We start from the raw sequence: 20,562 nt of genomic DNA on the forward strand, positions 1-20,562 counted from the left end.
TGTGCGCATTCGAAAGTTAGCGGGTTAGAATTTCTCGCAAAGATTGCGATTTTGCAAAACTTATCCGGAAATTGGGCGCTACTATTGGATTTATGGGAAGTGACCCAGGCCAAGCTGATGAGCCGAACACTCAGGAGAAACAGATGCCCCCGAAAAAAGCGAAAGCGCCTGCCTCTCGGTCTCCGAACGATCTCGACCGAATTGTTGGCTCTAACATCCGCGCGCTGCGGCAAAGCCAAAATATCACACTGCAAGCCCTGGCCACCGAAATCGGGGTTAGCCATCAGCAGCTTCAAAAATACGAAACATCCGCCAACCGACTAAGCGCCGGCATGTTGCCCATCGTGGCAGAAGCTCTGGGGGTGGAGGTTTCAGATCTGTATTTCAACGAGCAGTGCGCCAAGTCGGACCAGCACGACGAAGCGGCCCGCCTACGGAAGGAATGCGAGGGCGTGATCCAGCGGGTGAAGTCTAAGGAAGTGCTCGCCAGTATGGCGCGGGTATTGAGGGCGATGGCGGTTTGACAATTCTCTCTCGAACGCGAGACGGAAGGTATTCATTCCATTTTTACGCGGCTGGATTTCTTGACTGCACGCGGCAAGTTTCAGTTTCATGGCAGGGGTGATTCCGCCGATGCCCTTGTTTGAGCACTGGCTGTTTTAACTCCATAGCCACCGGTGGCGGCTCCTTGACCTCCTCGATCGTGTTGAAGATGAACTGGCCAGCCATTCCTGACAGACCGTCCGGTTGTATCCTTCGACATAGACATTCTACTGCGGCTTGCCGGGCTGGATGTAGAAGATCCCGATGCCACACTTTGCCGCCCAGGTTTGCATCGCGGCGCTGATTTTTCCGGCCCGTTGTCGACGCGAACGCCCATCGGCTTTCAGCGCAATTCGATGATCTGGCTGAGCGTACGAACGGCGCGAGCCGCTATCCGAGAGAAGTCAACCTCAACGGTAAGGCATTCACGGTTGAAGTCGTCAAGTACATTCAGTGTCCGGAAGGATCGCACGTCGCCGAGCTGGTCTGCCATACAGCCCATCGACCACATTTCATTCCGTCGCTCCGAAACGGCCAGGGGCTCAGGAATTTCCCGAACCATCTGCCTCTTCGGCTTGATCCGCAGGTTCAGCTCCAAGTCGCAATAGTTACGCGGGATGCGCTTATGGTTCAAAGCGAAGCCCGTCACATTGCGCAGGTACAGATGGCACAGATCAAGAAGGCCCCAGCGCCGAGTTGTATCGCTGTGTGGAATAAGTGGGTGTCGGTGGCGCTGGCGAGCCAGACCTTCGGGATCAACGAGACCTACTACCGGTATGAGGTGAAGCTGTCAGACGAGATCCGTGAGCAAGACTGCTTCGGTAAATCTTTCCATACGACCTTGCTTTGTTCAGTGAGAATTCAAGTACGGAGCATGACTTGCTTGAAATCGCCACAAGACCGCGTCCACAACATCTTCGGTATCGCCAGACTCGGTGGAGATGTCTCGACAAAGTAACATTGGACAATCGTATCCCAATTGTTTGGCTAATCGAACCAGGTGACGATCTGGCTTCGAAACTGCGAACCCCAAATTCTTAGCTAGATGCATTACAGTTATGGGCCCGATAAAGGGGAGTTTCTGCAAGTTTTCAATTGGAGTCTTTCGGACGCGTTCCCAGTATGCAGCAAACCCCTCCGCCGACACCAGCGTAGCAACATCAGCTATTGCGGTCAGTTTCTGAACGTTCCGGAAAGCGTTCGCACTAAGCCGGATTGCGTTCTCTCTATCCGTTGCAATCAACTCGGCGCAACGCCAATCGAAAAAACAGAGTGATACGTATGGGAATAACTTCCTCACAACCGTCTCACGAAAGCCTGAATTCAAAATGACCCAGGCCGTTTCGCACAGAAAGGTGCGCTCGCTGACGTGTTCCGGAAAAATGGACTTCTGGTGCAGTATTTCATGTGCCCACGGACCATCCATCACGGACAATTTCGCAGTATTATAGTAGGTTAGTGAGCTCTTCTGCATGCTAGGATATATCTCCATTAAGGAGTTCGCGATTGTGTGCAAAGCGCAGCCGAACTTTCATCAGCATTATGTTGGCAAATGGATTTTTATCCAACGCCTTGCTTAAAGCTACTTTGCGCAGATGCTTTTGTTTTTGCTTTAGGAATTCCGGCTCTGAGATCTCGATAGAGTTTTGACCAGCTCGAGCATAATCCGCTTTGATATTGTCGTAGTCCTTTTGTGACGCGCCTCCCTGTTTCGCCATTGCATGCGCGGCGCTGGTCTTTACCGCAGAGAACTGACGCAAGCCAGATCGATGTGCTTCGGCCCGTCCCTTCAAGTTTAAGGGTAGATGAATCAGGGATAAGAGACCGGTAAAGAACGCGAGCACTCCCAACCAAATCCTAGGCTCGATTCCTTTCGGCGAAAGAGAAGTGTTGGTCACAGGGTCGATGAAAGCAAGCGCCACTCCCCAAAGAGAGAGCGTGAATGTAAGTACATCAAGACCCGTGGCGTAACGTGAATATCGCTGAGATAAACTTGCGTGCGCAGAACACATCTGATCTGCAAGCCGCTTGATCGACGCGACATGGCGCTGCCAATGATTTTCATCCACTTCCATTTTTTGTTACTCAAAAACCATGCGCCATTGTTGAACGCTTCGTGTAGCCTCTGCAACGTCAAAGCGTTTTGAAATTCGATCAAGCAACAACTCAGAGTCCCTGCGCATCGGGCTGCCGCTCGGCCCTAGGTAATCGTCTACATGCCGAGATTGTCCTGTGCTGTCAGCAATGGGTTGCGCGACCAGACCTTTTGCTTGTCGAAAAAAGTGAGGGAGCATTTCTTTTGTCGTGTGAACGCCGCGATAATTCTTGAAAACTTCTATCGCTAAGCTTTCGATATGGTAGCCGGAAAGTCGATTGTCGGACGGGAGTCCCGCGATGACAGATTTCGCCAACTTTATCGTTGGCACTAGCTTTGAGCCACATAGGTTGTTTAGGTGGGACAGTGTTTCTTGGAACTTTTTTGGTTTGACCACATTCGACCATTCTTCCGTTCGAGATGAAGGAATTCTCAGTCCCGTTGAAGTTCGAATGGCAGGCAGAAGTTGCAGTTCCATGCCATCGTTAAACCGCATTGTGACCGCCATTTTTCCCACAGAAACCTCTGCATCAGGATTTTCTTTTCCGAGGACAGAAGCAAATTGAGCAAGCACACTTTCCGGCTTCGTTCCTTCAAATTGGGTGCCATTCACGACCACAAGAGCGTCCACGTCGCTGAGGCCATCAACGTAGGTATGCTTGGCAACTGAGCCGCCCATCAATGACGTAAAAGATTCTTCAAATGCGTCATCCAAAGACAACAGTACACTGTCGATACGTTCTCTTGCCAACTTTGCATCGCGACTATTCGCGTCAGCAAGCAATTCGTTCAACAACGAGGCCACTTCGACATTATACGCCGCCGTCGTGGGGTCATTACCCTGGTGCTCTCGAAGCTCTTCCGCAAATTCTCTGGGTGTTCGGGTGCCCGAGAAGAATGACCCACCGCCGCCTCCCATTTAAATCCCCAATCTTGCTTGCATTGAATCATAGGCTTTCATGATCAATTCAGAGTGCGGAAGGCCGGCAACCGATTGGCTTGCAATTGCCGCCCGCATCTTCGACTGGATCTCTTGCAGCCGATTGTAGTTGTGAACGTGCATTTTTGACTCGGCTCTATCTGCGGGCTCCTCAAATCGGTTCTCGATAATCGGATGGTGCCTTCGATAAACGGTGGAATCCATATGATAGTAATGACGAAGCCAAGTCAGGCCGTCGAAAATATCTGCACCAGCTAAAAAGTATGCTTGGGTGAGCAACGTATCCAAGCTGCCAAACACATGAATAGGTGCATCGCCCCCGATATCGTCCAGACATTGACGCAGTTTTGCGATGAAAACCATTCGGTCAGTCAAGCTGCGACCCGCCTCGTCTTCCGTCACCCCTATCGCGTCAAAGACTGCAATGGATTTAGCGTGACCCTTGATGGAATCAATATCCAGCTGGGTTTGCCCAGCACGTTCTGGCTTCATCAAAAATATAATTGAATCGTCTGGGTACCGATCTTTGAACTCGAGCGCGCGAGCTATCTGGATCTCCATGCTCGTTCGCAACGCTGGATGATCATAAGTTACTAAAGCCTTCGGCGCAGCAGATTCAAACTTGGAAAGTGCCTCGTGGAGATGCTCAATTGTCCAAGGATTCGGTCGATGGTGCTGCGATGGTGTCTCTGAGAACTCTGGCTCACAATTCGCTTCGTAACCACCGCTATCGATGATGAGCAATGGTACAGAATTGAAACTCGGAAACTGTTTATCGCTCTCTACAAGGTCAAAGTAGATGTCGTAAGCGCTGATCAGAGTCGGCGAATAGATGTACTCTTGCATTAGTGACATCGTACTTAGGTGGTGTTTGAAGCCTTTCGAGGAGAACGACGGAATCAATATAGGCGTCGTTTCGCTTGAACTGGACGTGCGAAACTTCCGGTGTTTTAGCGTAGGCCGAGTTTTGTTCGGTCTTGGCATGAGGCACATATCCCACAAGGCTCTTTGCTGCCGGATTCGCAGCTGTAAGTTAATGAAGCCTCAACTTTAGATCGTTGCAAGTAGCTGAACACTTCGGATTTCGACGCATTTACAAACGGGGCGCTGATGCGCACTAGCCCGTTGGTTGATTCGGCCAACATATTGTCCATCCGCGTTATAAACGTGGATGAACAATCGTAGTATGTAGTTCCCGCGTGAACTCCAATTGCTATCACTCCTTTTTTGATGCCGGATGCAAAAACAGCCGACCAAATAAGGAGGGCATTGCGCCCGACAATTTCACCGGGGCCAGTGATGCGGTCAGTTGAAAACGATGTTTTGAGGAGTGGGATACCCAACGCAGCGCATACTTTTTCTGCTGAGGCAAACTCTTCTATCGCGGCTGGATGACCGTAATCGACAAAAACTCCTGTTGTAGATCCGCCATTGTTTGCATACATCGCTGCGCAAGCCGCAGAATCTATTCCACCGCTGACAAGCACTACAGTTTCAATCGAATCGTCTGCTGTCATTCAGTCTAAGTATCAGGAACGAAGGACATGAACAGTCTGATCCTTCGGATTGGACTGGGAAGTCCGACAGGATTGTGCTTGAGAGCGAAAGAAATCTTGCACCTAGCGCTATCTTGGCCTCGCCTATGCGAGATTGTTCGGCCTCGCGTGCCGCAACGCCTTGAACCCTTTAGGGATAACAGTCGCGCTTAGGTGACCTTGCCATTATGATCCGCGCAACGTGAACAAAACGGTTGGCAGCACATGCTGATTCGGCGGCTCATTAGGATGGTCTGGCTTTCTGCAGGCGGGCCGATAAGTGATAGCGCCTCTCTTTGCGCACGTTGAGCTCACGTTCGAGGCGCTCAAAGACGGGCTAGGTCTGCTCAGGCAAGTCTCGATCTCCTGTTCAGTAACCTGCTGGCCCTTGTCAATGAGCGCGACTTTCGTGTCCTTAGAGCTTGTTATTTCAGGCCGGGGCTTTCGCCCGGTTGGCAAATATCACTCTTAATCATTGCCAGTTAAGCTACATGATCATCGCTGATGATGACCCAGCCCCCTGATCCGGGCCGTTTAATTGAAGACTCTGTTCGCTGGTTGGTGCTGACCCCGAATTTGGTCCGGCCTTCATGCGACTTTTCGGGCTGGTTCAAGTAGGGCCGCAAAGGCGCTTGGCGTCAAGTTTCCAAGCGCCGAATGCGGCCGGTTTTGGTTGTAATCATCTCGCCATTCATTCAGCCGGCTTCGGGCGTAGGCCATTGCCCAACAAAGCGATATCGCCAACCATTGCCAGGACCTCTCACGTCAAGTCACGACCACACAAAGCATCCTGAACCGTCTGCTATCACTCGGGGCATCGGAGACGAAACCGGGGCTCCATCTCTAATTCGGTCCCTCAAGAAAGCGTATCGAGATGGGAGTACCGACCCCGCTTCCGGCTGCGCCAGCGTATCATAGCGAGGTCCATCTACTTCGCGCCCGATCAGTTCGCTTGCGGACGAAGGTTCCGAAGCCTGAACGTTGTCGATGACATCACCGACTTAGGCTTATGCCGCCGCCCGCCTTCCAACCTCGGTCAGGAGATGCACAATCAGCTGCACGTCATTTTGCGCAAAGATTCCACTGATCCCTTGATCATCAAAATCTGTGAATGGACTTTCATAGAGGCGACGCGGATCCATAGCGCCCCGCTCGGTAAGATGCTCGATGATCAGGTTCACAAATTCAATCTGGTTTGCATTCAAGTTTCGATTAGCGAGAAACTCTGAAAATGCAGCTTTAGCGGCTTCACGCTCCAGACCAACTAGCGAACGAACGAAGAGACCGAGTCCACCGAAAGCGCGAACCTCTTCCAGGTCGCTGTCCGTTGCACCAGCTTGCTCCACTAGGATGCGTTCCAATTCACTCAAATCCTGCTGCGTTAGCTGTTCATTTCGTCTAAGCTTCTGAACAGAAATATGGTCGAGATGGCGCCTGAGAAATTCTTGGACCTTCATCTGGAAGCGGGCTTTGTCTGTCCCAATGCTAGCGCTCGGGATAGTGACAATCGTCGCCTCGCCTATCTCGTCGGAAAAATCTGTGTATACGAGAACGCGATCTTCCCCTTCAATGAGCTTGATAAGATCGCGCAGTCGGCGGCGCATCTGCTCTAGAGACCAAGCGTCCATATCCTGCCAGAAGTCATCAGTTTGCGCTTCCAAGATCAATGTCATGACAGCGGCAACCATTGGCACGTTACCCAATGCCTCAAGCTTGGCGGCAATCGCCATCACCTTCTCTTTGCATCGCGCGAAGCTGGCTTTTCCGCACAACAAGGCGAGCTGACCGTTTAAGACGAGCATATCGAACTGTTTGGCTGCCACATCGTCATCAATAAGAGCTGTGGGCAGCCCAGCGATCTCATTGATTAGAGTTTCACGATCGTCGGCAGATAGGTCTATCCAAGCCTCGGGCTGTTGGAACGTCTCAACCGCGCGCCGCTTGGCGCGCACGAGAAAATTCTCAAGGCTCATACTTGTCACTTCGTCCAGAAGGCGACGACGAGTGTCTGTGTCGAGTTTATCGAGCCCATCGCCACGCTCGTCTTGCGGCAAACCCTGGAGAGCGCTTGCGATCTCTACACGTGTCGCAAAAAGCCTTTGGCTGAGAGAGCGTCCAAGTGCGCCTTCCGTCACCTTAGGGTTCTGGTTGAAGAATTCGAAGTTCTGACAGAAATCGAAAATGTAGAACTCTGACTTGTGCTGTCCTGGACCAAAGAGATCGGGACTCAATCGCGTTCCGCGCCCAATCATCTGCCAGAACTTGGTCTTTGAACGAACGATCTTGAAAAAAACGAGGTTGACCACTTCCGGTACGTCAATACCAGTATCCAGCATGTCCACTGAGATGGCGATATGCGGCGCGCGTTCTGGCACCGAAAAGTCATCGATTAACGACTGCGCATATTCTGTCTGATAATCGACAACGCGGGCAAAATGGCCCTTCAGATGCGGATAGTTTGCATCGAACCGCTCGCAGATGAACTTGGCATGCTCATGGTTCTTCGCAAAGATGATCGTCTTACCCAGCCGATCGCCGCTCGCGACCTTTAGGCCGTAGGTCATTAGATGCTTGAGCACCTTGTCGACCGTGTCAGTGTTAAAGAGCCATTTATTGACCGCGTTCGCATCGACATCGCCAGGGGGAAGCTTGCCCTCCCATTCCAGCGCGTCCCACTTCGTCTTTTCCTCATCGGAGAGGTCGTCATACTTGATGCCCTCCCGCACGAAACGCAACGGGACAGAAATCGCGCGCGGTGGCACCAGAAAGCGATCGGCAACGGCCTGATCCAGATCGTATGAGTCAGTCGGAACACCGCGCTCCAGCTCGAAGAGTGAGTAGGTATCGCGATCGATTTCGTCGCGCGGCGTGGCTGTGAGACCGACAAGCAAGCTGTCGAAATAGTCAAAGATCGATCGATACTTCCGATAGATAGACCGGTGCGCCTCATCGATGACGATCAGATCGAAATGGCCAGGGCCGAAACGACGCTGTCCGTTCTCCATCTCGTCAATGAGATTCATCATCGTGGGATAGGTCGAAAGACACACGCGGGCCGCGTGATGGTTGTTCTTCTGTGGATCGTGCGCCTGTATCAAGTTGGCGCTTGGCGCAGAAGGCAGGTGTTTTTTGAAATTATTGTGTGCTTGCCGGACGAGGGCAACGCGATCGGCGAGGAATAGCATGCGTTTGCACCAATTGGCGCGCATCAACTGATCGATCAGCGCGATAACCGTTCGGGTCTTGCCGCTGCCGGTTGCCATAACCAACAGCGCTTTGCGCTGATGATCTTTTTCGAACACTTCACCGACACGCCTGATGGCGCGGGTCTGGTAATAGCGCTCGACGATTTCGCCATCGATGCTGGTCGTCGATAGCATGCGGCGAGCGGTCTTTCGCTGCCGCCACAGTTCCAGCTCGTCTTTCTTCAGAAACCCATGCACGGCGCGCGGCGGGTAGCGTTCATCATCCCAGAGCCAGTGCTCATATCCGTTCGTGTAAAATATCAGGGGGCGGATGCCAAACTGCTTCTCCAAGCAATCCGCGTAAAGCTTGGCCTGCTGCTGGCCGACGCGCGCATCTCGGCGAGTGCGCTTTGCTTCGATGACGGCGAGCGGTATACCGTCATCACCCCAGAGCACGTAATCGACAAACCCCTCCCCTTTTGTGTTGGGCATGCCGGTGACGGGAAACTCTCTGTCCCGCTTCTGATCGAGCGGCCAGCCCGCTTCGCGCAAGAGCAAGTCGATGAATGCGTCGCGGGTTTCCTCTTCATTGTAGTCATGGGTGTCTTGCGTCGCGGCATTGGCCTGTTTGATGGCGGCGATCTCGGCTTGAAGCCGTGCGATCTCCGCATCGCGTGCTCTTGCGTCTGCTTCGCTTTGGATGCGTGCAGATTCCGCATCCTCATGCGCCTTTGCGGTGCTCTCACGCTCCTTCGCTAGAGCTTGCAACTTGGCGAGGGTAGAGGCCTCGACTTGGACGGCTCGGGGCAACGCGTTCTGGTCGAAGGTCAGCCCTGCATCAGGCTTATTCCCGCGCGCATAGGTACGCACCAGCCAATAGCTGAAATGGAACAGTTCGCGCACGGAGATGATGGCGTTGCCGGGCGGTATGGTGCGTGTCTCGTGCGCAGCGGCGTTGCCGTAGTCCTTGATGATGCGCGCTTTGGTGACGAGAGCGTTGCCAACCAAGGCCCGGAAAGTGCCTTCATGGATCAGTGCGGAGAGCGCGGTGTCGTAGGGAGAGCGAAGGTTGCGATCGTGGGCGTACATCCACTTGACCGCCGTCTCCAGTGCAAGGCGCGCATGGAAGCATGCCCCGCGCGCGTCTGTGGTCGCAGACATCTCCGCCTTCCTCGCTAAGGCGAAGACCTCGGGAAACTCGGTCTGGAGGAAGGCGAACTGGGTCATGCGCCAACTCCATAGATCGCTTCATTACTCATGCGGTCAGTTAGGTAAGGCGTGATTCCGGCTAACATTACCGAAACAGCGATAAGGTCGCGTAGCTCAATCTCTCGGAGCTGTGTAGCATGAGTTCCAGCATGGCGAATGCCAGGATACTGGTTTGCAAACCTATAAATGCTCTTGGCGGACTCTTTCAGACCTTCATGGGGCCAAGTCCCCACTTGATCGCAGATCGCACCGAGGGTGTTGCCGGTGACATTGGGCGCTATCTGACCAATAGCCTCCAGCAAATTGGCCTGCCGAGAAATGCAGGCCTTGATCCGGGCGGGCGTGACTCCCGATTTTAAGTCCCGGAAGGAATCCTCGAAGTCGCGCATGATTGCGTCCAAGTGCACATCGTTCGTCGTTGCGCCTTTGAGCTGACAGATCAGTTGGGTGAAAACACCCGACAGCGTCGGGTGCAGAGTGAACGGACGTCGCAAATCGTAACGTAGATTGTATTTTTCGATGAACGCCTCAACGAGGTTGACATAGCGATTTGAAAGCGCGTCGCCGCCAATGTCATTGAGCTTGGTGAAAGCCTTCTCCAGGGCAGTGACCGCATCCGCTTCCGTTCGCAGTGTAGCTTGAAGGCCCTCCCGCAACCAAGTCCGAGCGCTCTCGGGTTCGGCGGTCAATGCCTGCTCGTAGGCAAGACGTTCCCTGTTGTAGGCTTCCAGCGCTTCTCGGAAGGCCGTTGCCGCTGCAATCTCTTCGGAATCAGTCATGTTTCCGTCTGCGTCGAAAACCGTGGGCTCTGGCGGCGTCGCGGGTGGGCGAGGCCTTGATATCAGCGCAGCGTACATCTCGGAGAACAGCTCGACTGGGGCACCCCTAGTTTCGTAGAGCCGAACCCAGATATCACTCCACACATATGGCCAAGCTGATTTGAGGTCGCCTCGCATCGCTATAGTTCTCCTCGGAATGCGCGGTGTTGGAGAGAAGCGAACAGCTCCTCTAATCGGCTATTGTGTAATGAAGCGTCGGTCAGCGAACATTGAACAATACCTACACGATGGGCGAATTCCTGCTGCTCAACCATCGGCGGAACAAAAATCTCTAGTTTTTCAAACTCAGATTTTTTCAGTATTGGAAGCGTAGTGGATGCCCCCTTGCCCTTGTGGATTATTAGGCTGCGAATTTGCTGAACAGCAAAGAAGCCGAAGGCAGCCCCAATTCGATCACCCCAATCAACAGCGTTTATCTGTTGATTAAACGCTGACCGCTCCCTTGCTTGCCCCATCTTCCCGATGGTCGCGCCGATACAGCACACCAACGTGGCTCCAGGGCCGACCAATCGTGACTTCTGAGCACCGGCTTCAGTCAGACTTCGTTTTACGGCTTCACCGGAGCCGAGGTCTCCTGGCGTGACAAAGGGCACCGGTCCGCCGAAGCTATCCGCATCAGAGGTGGGTGGCGTTGAGCCAGTTGAGACTCTTCCTAACGTTCTGAGTGATGCGCTCTCGAACGAGGCCCCATCACCAAACATGTCGATGAAGATGGCTTGGCCGAGTTGGTTGAGGCGGTCGAGGGCGCGCTGGCGTTTGCGGCGCAGCTCATCGGCCTGATCCAGGATCGCCGCAATCCGCTTCTGCTCCTCCAGCGGAGGGAGCGCGACGATGACTCTTTTGACCAAGTCGATGTTCAGGTTCTTGACCGTCGCGCCCGCCGCCAGTTTCTCAAATTGCCCGAAGATCGCAGGCGAGCCGAGCAAGTGATAAAAATAGTCGTGATCCACGTTGGCGCGGCGTGGACTAAGAACAAGCCAGCCGTCATGTATGCAACCGTGTGTATCGAGGATGTAAGGCCTTCCGAAGCTCATAGAGTTTGTGAGAAGGAAGTCACCCGGTTTAACCAATCGGGACCGTGATACCCCAGATGGTTTGATCTTTTTCTTGGTCTCACGAATGTGCTTCGAGCTGTTTGACGCATCGCCGATCATGATCCAATTCACGCCGTCGTCCGCATCCGTGATGAATTGGTCAATCGGACGGGGCGAGCCTCCGCGCGCGATCTCGAAAATCTCGTCAAGCGTTCTGAGGGGCCAATTCATCCCAGCATTGCCTCCAGGTTGGTGAGGCTTTTGCTTATCTCGTCCTCCAGCTTGCGCAGGTCGGCGATTATAGCGGCGGGGCTTTCGTGCTCCACCTCCTCATGCTCCACCTGCTTGTAGCGGTTGAGCGAGAGGTCGTAAGTTCCGGTCGCGGCGATCTCGGCCTTCGGCACGCAGAAGCTCTGCGCCGTGCGCGGGTTCTCCCGCTCAGCCGCGTCGCGCGCGAACCAGCGGGCGAGCGCGTCCGGTAGATTGTTCTTGTCGTGCTCGCCCTCGACTAGCGCCTCGCGCGGCGTCGCTCCCAGTTTTTCTGGAGCCAACAGCTCGGTGCGTTTGTCATCGAGGCTCTGGCCATCGGCCTGGAGGTCATAGAACCAGACGTGATCGGTGCCGCCCACGCCGGTCTTTGTGAAGAAGAGGATCGCGGTAGAGACGCCCGCATAGGGCCGGAACACCCCGGAGGGCAGTTTCAGCACCGCCTCCAGCTTGTGCTTTTCGACCAGCATTTCACGCAGCGTCTTGTGCGCCGTGGAAGAGCCGAAGAGAACGCCGTCCGGCACGATCACCGCCGCGCGCCCGCCGGTTTTCAGAAGGCGCAGGAAGAGCGCGAGGAAGAGAAGCTCGGTCTTCTTCGTCTTGACGATTTGCTGAAGGTCTTTCGCGGTCGTGTCATAATCCAGCGAACCTGCAAACGGTGGGTTGGCGAGAATGAGGGAATAACGCCCCGCATCAGCGTCATGCTCCTGTGCAAGGCTGTCACGATAGCTGACATCGGGGTTCTCAACCCCGTGCAACACCATGTTCATAGAACCAATGCGGAGCATGGTCGGGTCGAAGTCGAACCCGTGGAACATGCCGTTGTGGAAGTGCGTACGCTGCTTTTCGTGCCGGAAAAGCGATGCATGCTTCTCCCGCAGATACTCGCCCGCCGCGACAAGGAAGCCGCACGTTCCCGCTGCCGGATCGCAGATCACATCTTGCGGGGTTGGCTGCGTCATCTCGACCATCAGCTGGATGATGTGGCGCGGAGTGCGGAACTGGCCGTTCTGCCCTGCACTCGCGATCTTGCCGAGCATGTATTCGTAGAGATCCCCCTTGGTGTCGCGATCATCCATCGGGATTTTATCGAGCAAATCGACGGCCTTCGCGAGCAGCGCGGCGTTGGAAAAGCCAAGGCGCGCATCACGCATGTGCTCGCCGTAACTGGAGCCCTCCTCCCCCATCTGGCGCAGGAAGGGGAAGACACGCTCCGCCACCACGTCCATCATGGCGCGGGCTTCAAAGTTCTTGAACCGCGACCAGCGCAGGTCTGACCAGTCACGCCCTTGATCATCTTTCCCGTCTGGGAAGATACGGCGCTCCATCTTGATGCCGAGATTGGCCGCCTTGTTTTCCTCCAGGGTGTGGAGATCATCTAGCCGCTTGATGAAAAGAAGATAGGTGATCTGCTCGATCACGGAGAGCGGGTTCGATACGCCCCCTGACCAGAAGGCATTCCAGATTTGATCGACCTTGATACGGATGTCGCCGGTGAGCATTACGCCTCATTCTTCGTTAAATAGTGACCATCGCAAAAACAATTTAAGCGAGCCCAATTCATTTAGTGAATTCACGATCCCCGCGGGGATCCATTTGCGGTAAAGCATCCACATCTGATGCAGTTTGCCGGATAGTGAGAATGAACTTCCTAGAATCTTTCATCATGAAAGCTTAGCCGCGAGATACAAATCCCGCTACCCTAGATCGATGCGCACCTTTTTGGTTGGTGACGCGCACTCCTATTCCAGCGCATCACACTGACTGGACTAATTCCGAAAGCTTAATGTCCAGCGCCTTCGCCAGCCGCTCCAGGACCGAAAGCGTGGGGTTTCTGACACCCCGCTCCACCGCCGAAACGTAAGTCCTGTGTAGCCCTGCCCGGTCCGCAAATTCTTCCTGTGACCAGCCGCGCTCTTCGCGCAGCTGGCGGAGCCGTTTGCCAAATTTCTGTCGGATATCCATGGCGCCCTAGCGACGCCGATGTTGCCGATTGATCTACAGACTATGAGTCTCTTTTTCCGCTTGAACTCCGACGCAACCTGAGCGGCAATGAGACTCATAGAGTGCAACAGGAGACCTCATGACATTCCGAACAATACTGCTCGCCGCCCCCGCTTTGATGCTTGCGCTTACCGGATGCGCCGTGACTGAAACCCTGGAGGAGCGAGAAACCGCCTTCCTGACCAGGGCGACGCCTGATTTTGCCGCCGGCATCAAAGTCATTGATGATCCGCTCAACCCGACAATCGAAATCAACACGATCGCCGCATATCAAGACTATCAGTTCAGCTGGGGTCCTCAGGAAGACCAGTTCCTCCGGGCCTATAAATTCCGCGACACAGGGAATGTTACTCTGCAAGGATATGTCGTGAGCGACATCCACGGGACTTGGCTTCAACCCATATCGGTGACCTTCCAGCACACGCTCTCAACCCGGACGGTTGACCGGATCAACTTCGATGCCAACCGGTGCTCTGCTCAAGGCTGCATGCATCGTGAGGATATTGTTTTTGAATTCACCGCAGAGGAACTCAATCAGGTGATTGAAGACATGGAGACGAAGGGCGAAACGGTCCTTGTGTTTCGGATCCAGGGCCGCTCGGGCGTCGACCGCGACGGCAGATTTCACATCAACGAGCTGAAGGCGTTTCGGCAGGCAGTGACCCGCGAGCTTTTTTGAGAACTGAAGCGTCACTGGCGTAGTTGACTCATGTCGCCGAATCAACTTTTCTGAAGACTGTTCCAAGGACGGGTCAGCTATGTGTAGCGCCCGTCCTTTTTTCATGGACGCTGCATGTAGCTGACCCATCCCCTGCTTCGGAGGATGCAATGACTCATGCCCAGAATGCACAGCCCGAACGCTGTGATCCGCTAAATAACTTTCCCACACCAACAATCATCCACGTCGCGATCGCAGTTCTGATCGCCTACCCAAGGTCTGCCCGGCGCCACACGGCCAGCAAGCTCAAAAAGCTGATCAAATCTATCCAGGACATTGGCCTCCTGGATCCGATCATCATCGATGAAAGCAACATGATTCTCTCGGGGCATCTCCGGGTGGGGGCTTTCAAGGCCATTGGCCTCGACAATATTCCGGCGATCCGGATCACCCATCTTTCACGTGATCAGAAAGCCGCCTTTGTTTTGCACGCCAACAAGATTGTTGAAGAAGGCAGCTGGGACAAAGGCATCCTGAAACAGGAACTCTCCATGCTCGTGGAGTTTGGCTGCGACATCGATCTTGAAACCACCGGCTTCGATATCGGCGAGATCGATCTGGTCATTGGCAGCGATGAAGCCGCCGTCGATGAGGAGCCGCTGGTTCCTCCGCCTCCCGCGCAGGCCGTTACGCGGCCCGGAGATCTATGGATTATGGGCCAGCACCGGCTTCTCTGCGGTAGTTGCCTTGAGCCATTGGATTGGCAGTGCCTGATGCGCGGTGAGCGCGCCCGTGTCTGCTTCACCGATCCGCCCTATAATGTGAAGATCAAGGGGCATGTTTCTTCGAAGGACCATGACGAATTCGCCATGGGATCGAGCGAGATGTCACCCGAACAGTTTGTGGCGTTTCTCTATGGGGCGCTGGGTGGGGCGGTAGAGTGGAGCATCGATGGCGCCATCCACTATATCTGTATGGATCACCGGCACATGCGGGAGCTCTACGCGGCCGCCGATCCCCTCTACTCCGCCCAGCTCAATCTCTGCGTCTGGGCCAAGACCAATGGCGGGATGGGCTCCTTCTATAGAAGTCGGCATGAGCTCGTCGCGGTCTACAAAGTTGGGACTGCGCCACACATTAATAATGTCCAGCTCGGTCGCTTCGGCCGGAACCGTACGAACGTCTGGTCATATGCCGGCGCCAACACGTTCCGGAAAGGTCGGGACAAGGACATTGCCGATCACCCTACCGTTAAACCGGTGACCATGGTTGCCGACGCGATCATGGATGCTTCGGCGCCGGGCGACATCTGTATTGATGGCTTTGGGGGCTCGGGCACGCTCATCCTGGCGGCGGAGCGAACCAACCGTGTTGCCAGAGTCATCGAACTCGAGCCGAAATACTGTGACGTTGCAGTTCGGCGCTGGGAAGAAATGACCGGACGCCAGGCTGTTCTGGACCGGACGGGGAAAAACCCGCCAGCCCTTTTTCTGCCTCCTCCGGGTAAGGAGGGCGCAGCATGAGCAACCCTCCGATCGGTTACGGCAAGCCGCCGAAGAAATCGCAATACAAGCCGGGCCAGTCTGGCAATCCCAAGGGCCGTCCGAAAGGGGCAAAATCCCTTAGGTCGGTGCTGCAAAAGGAGCTCACGTCCAAGATCGAGATCAAAGTCCAGGGCAAGAAAACCAAAGCCACGAAACTTGAAGCCGCGATCATGAAACTCGTCAATGACGCCCTATCGGGCAACGCTAAAGCGCTGTCTGAGCTTTTGAAACTGGCCGCCATTCACATGCCTCAGGATGCTGATGGCGTTAGCAACACACTGCCACCAAGCGAGGAGGACCAGGCGCTTCTCGCCGCATATGTCGAGCGTGCCGTGAAGCGACAAAGCAAGGAGACGAACAATGTTGAATGATCTTGGTAAGGACGCATTGAACGCAGCTTTGCGAAACGATTTCCCGACATTTCTCGGCAAGGTGTTTCTCACCCTCAATCCTGGCACCAAGTTCAAATTAAACTGGCACCACTTTGCGATCGCTTATTTCCTCCAACAAATGTGGACCGGCAGGTTCAGGCGAGGCATCGTCAACTCGTGCCCCCGCTCATTGAAATCGACCATCATCTCTGTGGCCTGGGTCGCATTTGTCCTAGGACACGATCCTACAAAGATGTTCATTGTGGTCAGCCACAATATGGAACTCGCCAAAGAACTCTCTTTCCTGTTCCGAAAGGTCGTGAACGCCACATGGTACAAGGACGCATTTCCGACAATGCGCGGCAAGCCCGACGCCGACAATGAATTGATTTTCAGGACATCCCTGGGTGGCGGGCGTCGCGCCACATCGGTCAACAGTGACGTGACAGGGCTTGGTGGATCCGACATTATTATTGACGATCCTATTGATGCGAGCATCGCGGACAATCCCGAGCAATGCGCGAACAACAATCGATGGATCACGAAAGTGCTAATGTCGCGTCTCAACGATAAAGACACTGGCACCGTGCTTTTGGTGATGCAGCGCGTCAGTGTCCACGACACCACGGCATTTCTGCTCGGGATGACCGGGTGGAAAAGCCTAATCCTTCCTGCCATCGCGCAGAAGGACATGGATGTGCCCATTAGCGAGGGTAAAGTGCATCATTGGAAACAGGGAGAGCTGCTTCATCCCGAGTTCCTGTCGCAGGCAATTCTGGATGAACAACGGCAGCTACAAGGTCACGCGGACTTTTCAGCGCAATACCTCCAGATCCCCGTTCAATCCGGTGGCGGAGCAATTGACGTCTCAAAGTTCAAGCGGTTCGCTAAGCTACCACAAGCGATAGACTTCTGGTTCCTCAGCGTCGACGCCTCCTCTGGTGTCGAAAGTGGCTCTTACTCTGTCATTCAGCTATGGGCCGCGAGCAATGGGCGAATATATCTATTCGGTCAGAAGCGGGCTCACTTGGAGTTTCCCGCGCTTCGTTCCTCCGTGATTGCCATCGCAAAGAAATACGGCGTGCGGTACATTCTCGTCGAAAACGCATCGGCAGGCCAAGCGCTGCTGCAGGAGCTTCATGGGCATTATTCTCCGGAGGAGGCCCACGAAAAGCTCGTCAGCATCAAGCCCACTCATGCGAAGACCGTCCGGATGGGGAAAGCGATGATCATGGTGGACGCAGGCAAGATCTGGCTCCCTGCCGAGGGGAGCTGGATCGACGGCCTCATATCCGAACTGCAGGCATTTCCCAAAGGTGCCCATGACGACCAGGTGGACGCACTCAGCCAAGCGATCAACTGGTTCCGTGGCTATCTTGCCGGACCGCCTATGGTGACTGTGACGATGGTGTAGCGCTGTTCTAGCTATGCAAGCTGAAGTGAAACTCTTTGGGCTTGCTGCTGTCAGAATGACAAACGCCGCCACATTTGATCCATTTTGCGGAGCCGCGACGATTATCGTCGCGGCTCAAATATCCCCATAGGAGACATTGGGATCGTAGTTGCAAACCATTGCTCAAGTGCATTAGCGGGCTTTCCGTTTTGCGCGATCGAGGCCGATACTGTTACCTAGGTGGTCAGACATGCCGCGGGACGTTTTCGTGGGGAGCTGACAAATAAGTTAGTCTTTCATTGAATGCATAGGACGTCCGTCCTTACACCAGTGTACCTTCCCAGATTTGATCCAAAAGTGGCATCCACATTTGTTTTTTTGATGGACCGAAGGATGTATTGTGGGCCGCAACCAGAAGTCTTCCGAGATTTGCCACCGCGGCCGCTGCTTAGGGTTGAGCGAAAGATTGATGACTTCCCCACAACCACCAGGACACTTAAAGCATGCCCATTTCTTAACATTGCCACTTTGGACGAGGGTGAGCTTGTCTGCTTCCATTGTTGAAGAGTCCGGCAATCTCGAAACTCGGGTCGCCAAAAAGTTAAACTGCAATAGGTGGACGCTTCTCAATAACCGTGAAATTTTCTCTTTCATGTCAGCTGACCACGTCCAGAAACGGTTGCATATCTGCCCGACCAAGTGTTGCTGGCTGGTTGCAGCAGGGGCAATCGGGTTGCGACTCAACAAACGGTCTGCGCTCGTCTCTGGCGTGAAAGCGCCGCATCCGCGTAGACACCATTCCGGCCTCTCCAGCAAGCCCGGTCACTCCGGCCAACCACTCATTGACTGCCATCGCCGCCGCTTCGGTCGTGAAGGTGACGACAGCCGGGGACGGATCACCTTCACCCAGAACGTAGGCTTCTTCTTTCAACCGCTCATATGCATCGGGATCATTGCGCCGCATTGCTTCTTCACGCGCTCGCCGCGGATCGACGAAGCCGCCGCAAAGTAAGCAGGAATGCCCAGGCACTAGCGTCGAAACGCGGGCAAAGAGATCAAATGCTGTGTCGGTCCGCCGCTGCATCGCGAGTCCGACATCGATAACGGGGATGCCGTAGAACCGCGCGAAGCGATTGAGAAACAACCGTCCGGCGTGGTCATCTGTGCAGCAAAAGATCACATCGCACGCTTTTAGAGCATCCCAGGTTTGCGGGTTTCCGGCCCAGGCATCCACGCTCACCAAGGTCATGCCGAGCCCGGATTCCTTCACCGTTCGCGTGTGAATAGCGGTCTTAGGCATTTTTTCATCGACATCCGAGCGCCGCGCTCCGTGAAGGCGGTTGAGATTTGTTTCGTCCACGATGTCCTTCTCGAATTGGATGGCCTCCTGAACCCCAAGCCGCAACAGCAGGGGCAAGACGGCACTTCCGGTCGCACCTCCACCAGCAATCCCACATCGGAACCCAGCTATTTGACGCGAGGCTTCATGCCCGAAGAGCCGGACCTGGCGATCCAGAAAACCCGCCGGCGCTCCCTTCACTCCCGAGATATGCAGGCGCGGTCCGACATGCAGGATCCGACCGATGTCTTCTGCTTTCTCTGTCTGCGCCCAAAAGCGTGCAGCAATATCGCCATTCCCGGCAATAACGACGCTGATCAATCCTGGCGCCCCCTTCAAAAGAGCGGTGCGGGCCAGCTCGGCTTCGTTGCGGTTGTCCTGCTCAGAGAACTTGGCCTGGCCGTCGGGATGGGTATGAACTAGGGCTGGAGCGAGACCCATTTCCTTGGCCTCGTTCAGGAGGCGCATGAAGCCATCGGTCTGCCAAGTCACATGCCGCGCTGATGCTGATACAAGGTCGTGACAGCTGATGGATTGGAAACGATGAGAAACCAGCCGGCGCCGCGGCTGGTTTGACCATGGATCGACTTGGATATCGGCGATGCCAAACAGCATGTAAGCCGAGCGCTCCGACCCAGCCCCCGCTGTCAACAAGGACCGAATCAGCGCCTCGTGCGGCTCCAGAAGGATGAGATCAAGCGCCTCCATTACGCCCGGGCCTCCGCCAATGCTGTTTGGACGCGGGCGACCATGGTTTGAAGTCCGTCAACGCCTGGGCGCCACGCATCGTTATGACGGGACCAGCGCTGCCAAACGCGACCACCGAAGCGGTGCTCAACAGTGCAAGCTTTCGGTACTTGCCCGGTGCCTGCCAGAGTGAGTTTCGGGGCAACGTAAAACATGTCGGGCGGGCAGTCGGGATATCCCTTGGGAAGTAGGATCAGAACATCTGCCTCCGTATGGGCGAATTTGCCTTCCGGCAGCGGTAGAGCATTGAGGATGATCCCCGTGCTGCCGCCTTCCGTCACCACTTCGAACTCATAGCCGTGACCGGAAAGGTAAGTCTGATCTTTAGACGGAAGGGCATCCCCCTCCGTCGTTTGATCAATCAGCGAAACGAACCGCTCAACTCCGGCATCAGCCAGGTTGATCACGTCCGTATCGGCGATCTTCTTGTCATGTTGCCCCGGCATTTCCTGCCAGAGGCTGTAGTTCGGTGGCAATTTGGCCAGCTTACGCAGCACGAAGCCGCTGATGCAGGCCCGTGGCCATTCAAGATCGGCGTCGTCAATTTTGAACTTGAAGCTCCGATCTGAACGGGCGACCAGCACCTTCTCGATTCCCCGACCACGCAGGTCGTAGAGTTCGTCGAGCCGGATGTCTTCGAAGTCGCCATTGGGCAGGATCGCGATGGCCGCATGCTCGTCGACGGGGTGACCACCTGCGGCCTCAATAAGCTGGCGCCCCAAGACCTTGGGATCGTCGAAGGCGTGCTTTTTAAAGTTGAGGCCCTCATCAGCGATGAGGACCGGAAAGCGAGGAGTGTTTCCTTCCGATTTCATAGTGTTAGTCCTTGTGCAACTTGAGGTCACAGACACCATGTCTG

General features: G+C 54.7%; 18 protein-coding genes and 2 pseudogenes. 6 read left to right on the plus strand and 14 right to left on the minus strand.

Translation table 11 applies throughout. The features are described from left to right. Positions 1 to 143: 143 nt before the first annotated feature. Positions 144 to 524, plus strand: a complete 381-nt coding sequence (locus HNE_RS12520; RefSeq protein ID WP_011647526.1) for a helix-turn-helix domain-containing protein — start codon at positions 144 to 146, stop codon at positions 522 to 524. A gap of 69 nt (positions 525 to 593) precedes the next feature. On the opposite strand, the pseudogene HNE_RS18970 reads toward HNE_RS12520, so the two are convergent. Further along, positions 594 to 1,237 (minus strand): annotated as a pseudogene (locus tag HNE_RS18970) (DDE-type integrase/transposase/recombinase); the annotation flags it as partial. Between HNE_RS18970 and HNE_RS12530 the strand changes: the two are divergent. Continuing rightward, positions 1,208 to 1,501 carry a hypothetical protein gene (locus HNE_RS12530; RefSeq protein WP_035591013.1) on the plus strand — a complete coding sequence of 98 codons (294 nt, stop codon included), beginning with the start codon at positions 1,208 to 1,210 and terminating at the stop codon, positions 1,499 to 1,501. The pseudogene HNE_RS18970 and the gene HNE_RS12530 overlap by 30 nt on opposite strands. A 517-nt stretch (positions 1,502 to 2,018) precedes the next feature. Here the strand turns inward: HNE_RS12530 and HNE_RS12535 are convergent. The 10 genes and pseudogenes from HNE_RS12535 to HNE_RS12570 all read right to left on the minus strand — a co-directional run bounded on the left by HNE_RS12535 (position 2,019) and on the right by HNE_RS12570 (position 13,612). After that, a complete protein-coding gene (locus tag HNE_RS12535) occupies positions 2,019 to 2,618 on the minus strand; it encodes a hypothetical protein (protein WP_035591016.1) in 600 nt (199 codons plus the stop codon). A 6-nt stretch (positions 2,619 to 2,624) separates the two neighbouring features. Then, the gene (locus HNE_RS12540; protein WP_233351911.1) at positions 2,625 to 3,431 is read right to left on the minus strand and encodes a CBASS oligonucleotide cyclase; all 807 of its coding nucleotides are present in this window, start codon (positions 3,429 to 3,431) and stop codon (positions 2,625 to 2,627) included. Between the two features lie 126 nt (positions 3,432 to 3,557). Beyond that, positions 3,558 to 4,424, minus strand: coding sequence for a hypothetical protein (locus HNE_RS12545; protein ID WP_049755131.1), 867 nt, complete (start codon positions 4,422 to 4,424; stop codon positions 3,558 to 3,560). A gap of 104 nt (positions 4,425 to 4,528) precedes the next feature. Then, the gene (locus HNE_RS18415; protein WP_011647529.1) at positions 4,529 to 5,095 is read right to left on the minus strand and encodes a 7-cyano-7-deazaguanine synthase; all 567 of its coding nucleotides are present in this window, start codon (positions 5,093 to 5,095) and stop codon (positions 4,529 to 4,531) included. Positions 5,096 to 5,701: 606 nt separating this feature from the next. Further along, a pseudogene (locus HNE_RS18420) lies at positions 5,702 to 5,824 on the minus strand (integrase core domain-containing protein); the annotation flags it as partial. A 296-nt stretch (positions 5,825 to 6,120) separates the two neighbouring features. Next, entirely contained in the window at positions 6,121 to 9,525 is a 3,405-nt protein-coding gene (locus HNE_RS12550) for a DEAD/DEAH box helicase family protein (RefSeq protein WP_011647530.1), read from the minus strand. Further along, on the minus strand, positions 9,522 to 10,286 hold the full coding sequence (locus tag HNE_RS12555) for a hypothetical protein (RefSeq protein ID WP_148205890.1): 765 nt from the start codon (positions 10,284 to 10,286) through the stop codon (positions 9,522 to 9,524). Before HNE_RS12555 ends, HNE_RS12550 begins: the two co-directional genes overlap by 4 nt. 179 nt (positions 10,287 to 10,465) lie before the next feature. Then, the gene (locus HNE_RS12560) at positions 10,466 to 11,611 is read right to left on the minus strand and encodes a restriction endonuclease subunit S (RefSeq protein WP_011647532.1); all 1,146 of its coding nucleotides are present in this window, start codon (positions 11,609 to 11,611) and stop codon (positions 10,466 to 10,468) included. Further along, entirely contained in the window at positions 11,608 to 13,149 is a 1,542-nt protein-coding gene (locus HNE_RS12565) for a type I restriction-modification system subunit M (RefSeq protein ID WP_011647533.1), read from the minus strand. Before HNE_RS12565 ends, HNE_RS12560 begins: the two co-directional genes overlap by 4 nt. 253 nt (positions 13,150 to 13,402) lie before the next feature. Next, a complete protein-coding gene (locus HNE_RS12570; RefSeq protein WP_011647534.1) occupies positions 13,403 to 13,612 on the minus strand; it encodes a helix-turn-helix domain-containing protein in 210 nt (69 codons plus the stop codon). A 118-nt stretch (positions 13,613 to 13,730) separates the two neighbouring features. Between HNE_RS12570 and HNE_RS12575 the strand changes: the two genes are divergently transcribed. From HNE_RS12575 to terL, 4 genes are all read left to right on the plus strand, one after another. Further along, the gene (locus tag HNE_RS12575; protein WP_011647535.1) at positions 13,731 to 14,330 is read left to right on the plus strand and encodes a hypothetical protein; all 600 of its coding nucleotides are present in this window, start codon (positions 13,731 to 13,733) and stop codon (positions 14,328 to 14,330) included. Positions 14,331 to 14,479: 149 nt separating this feature from the next. Beyond that, positions 14,480 to 15,832, plus strand: coding sequence for a site-specific DNA-methyltransferase (locus HNE_RS12580; RefSeq protein ID WP_011647536.1), 1,353 nt, complete (start codon positions 14,480 to 14,482; stop codon positions 15,830 to 15,832). Continuing rightward, a complete protein-coding gene (locus HNE_RS12585; RefSeq protein WP_011647537.1) occupies positions 15,829 to 16,224 on the plus strand; it encodes a DUF5681 domain-containing protein in 396 nt (131 codons plus the stop codon). Before HNE_RS12580 ends, HNE_RS12585 begins: the two co-directional genes overlap by 4 nt. Then, positions 16,214 to 17,638, plus strand: a complete 1,425-nt coding sequence (gene terL, locus HNE_RS12590; RefSeq protein WP_011647538.1) for a phage terminase large subunit — start codon at positions 16,214 to 16,216, stop codon at positions 17,636 to 17,638. Before HNE_RS12585 ends, terL begins: the two co-directional genes overlap by 11 nt. Positions 17,639 to 17,905: 267 nt before the next feature. On the opposite strand, the gene HNE_RS19180 is transcribed toward terL, so the two are convergent. The 3 genes from HNE_RS19180 to HNE_RS12600 are packed head-to-tail and all read right to left on the minus strand — an operon-like array spanning position 17,906 to position 20,518. Next, positions 17,906 to 18,271 carry a DUF6527 family protein gene (locus HNE_RS19180; protein ID WP_011647539.1) on the minus strand — a complete coding sequence of 122 codons (366 nt, stop codon included), beginning with the start codon at positions 18,269 to 18,271 and terminating at the stop codon, positions 17,906 to 17,908. Between the two features lies 1 nt (position 18,272). Then, positions 18,273 to 19,664 (minus strand): ThiF family adenylyltransferase, encoded by a 1,392-nt coding sequence (locus HNE_RS12595; protein ID WP_011647540.1) that lies wholly within the window; start codon positions 19,662 to 19,664, stop codon positions 18,273 to 18,275. After that, positions 19,664 to 20,518, minus strand: coding sequence for a multiubiquitin domain-containing protein (locus HNE_RS12600; RefSeq protein ID WP_035591023.1), 855 nt, complete (start codon positions 20,516 to 20,518; stop codon positions 19,664 to 19,666). Before HNE_RS12600 ends, HNE_RS12595 begins: the two co-directional genes overlap by 1 nt. Positions 20,519 to 20,562 lie beyond the last annotated feature (44 nt).

This window comes from Hyphomonas neptunium ATCC 15444, assembly GCF_000013025.1.
Taxonomy (GTDB): Bacteria; Pseudomonadota; Alphaproteobacteria; order Caulobacterales; family Hyphomonadaceae; genus Hyphomonas; species Hyphomonas neptunia.